Genomic DNA, 1,321 nt, shown 5'->3' with positions numbered 1-1,321 from the left:
CTCGAGGTGATCACGCCGCGCTCAATGCCCTGCTCGGGCGTGCGCCCGATGCGCCGCTCGCCGCGCCACAGCCGCCCGCGCCGCTACCCGCCGGGCTCGCGTTCGCCACCCTGGTCGAGCGCGCACGCACGGCCCACCCCGAAGTGCGCGCCGAGGCCATCGGCGTAGACGCTGCGCGCATCGAGCGCGAACGCGCGCGCCGCGAGCGCCAGCCCGACTACGCGGTCGGCGTCACCTACAACCGCCCGCGCGAGGGCCGCGAGTCCTGGGATCTGATGTTCGAGGTGATGATCCCCTTGCAGCAGGGCGTGCGCGACGCGCGTCAGCGCGAGACCGCAGCGCTCGGCCTGGCCGCCGAGGCCCGCCGGCGCGCGGCCGAGACGCGCATCGCCGGTGAGTTGGGTGCGGCGTGGGCGTCGTGGCGGGCAGCCAGTGACAGCCTGCAGTTGCTGCGCTCCACCTTGCTGCCCCAGGCAGAGGCCGGGCGCGACGCAGCGCGCGCGGGCCTGGCCGGCAACCAGGTCGGTATTGGCGAGGTATTGATGGCCGAAGCCCAGGTGCTCGACACCCGGCTGGCCCTGCTGCAGACGGAGGTCGAGGCGCGCATGGCGCTGATCGAGCTGCAGCGACTGTCCGGAGAGCTTGAGTGACTGATCACATGAAACCCGCTGCAGGGCAATCTGCGGCGGAGGCAGGTGAGGCCAAGGCAGGGCGTGGCGCACTGCGCGTACTCGCCCTGTTGGCGCTGGTGGCGGCAGTGGGGGCCGCCGGCTACTGGGTGGGCAGCCGCGCTGCGGGTCCGGTCCATGGCAGCGCTGCGCAGATCGGGACGGAAGCCGACAGCGGCGTGGTCGCTGCGGTGACGAATACCGGCGCCCCAGCCAGTGGCGAGCGCCAGATCCTCTACTACCGCAACCCGATGGGCCTGCCCGACACCTCGCCGGTGCCCAAGAAGGACTCCATGGGCATGGATTACATCCCGGTTTATGCCGACGAGGCCAGCGACGACGCCGGCACCGTGCGGGTGAGCCCGGCGCGCATGCAGACCCTGGGCGTGCGCACGGCAACGGTGGCGCGCGGCACGCTCGATGCGGTGCTGCGTGCCAGCGGCCGGGTGGAGATCGACGAGCGCGCGCAGGTGGTGGTGGCGCCGCGCTTCGAGGGCTGGATCGAGCGCCTGCATGTAAGCGCGGTGGGTGACGTCGTGCGCCGCGGCCAGCCGCTGCTCACGGCCTGGAGCCCGGCGCTGCAGTCGGCGGGCGAGGAGGTCCGCATCGCCGAGCGCCTGGTGACCGCCAGCGCTGCCGACCCCGAGGCCCGC

At 73.4% G+C, this 1,321-nt stretch carries 2 protein-coding genes; both read left to right on the top strand.

Going from position 1 to position 1,321, the window contains the following annotated elements; genetic code table 11:
* Window positions 1-650 (top strand): TolC family protein (locus B447_RS21500; RefSeq protein ID WP_004249281.1); only part of this gene is annotated, 650 nt, incomplete at its 5' end.
* A partial coding sequence (locus B447_RS22935) for an efflux RND transporter periplasmic adaptor subunit (protein WP_443080997.1) occupies window positions 647-1,321 on the top strand: 675 nt, incomplete at its 3' end. The genes B447_RS21500 and B447_RS22935, both read left to right, overlap by 4 nt.

This window comes from Thauera sp. 27, assembly GCF_000310125.2.
In the GTDB taxonomy this organism is placed as follows: Bacteria; Pseudomonadota; Gammaproteobacteria; order Burkholderiales; family Rhodocyclaceae; genus Thauera; species Thauera mechernichensis.
Note: the sequence above shows the minus strand (reverse complement) of the source record. Positions and strands in the feature narration are given on the sequence as shown.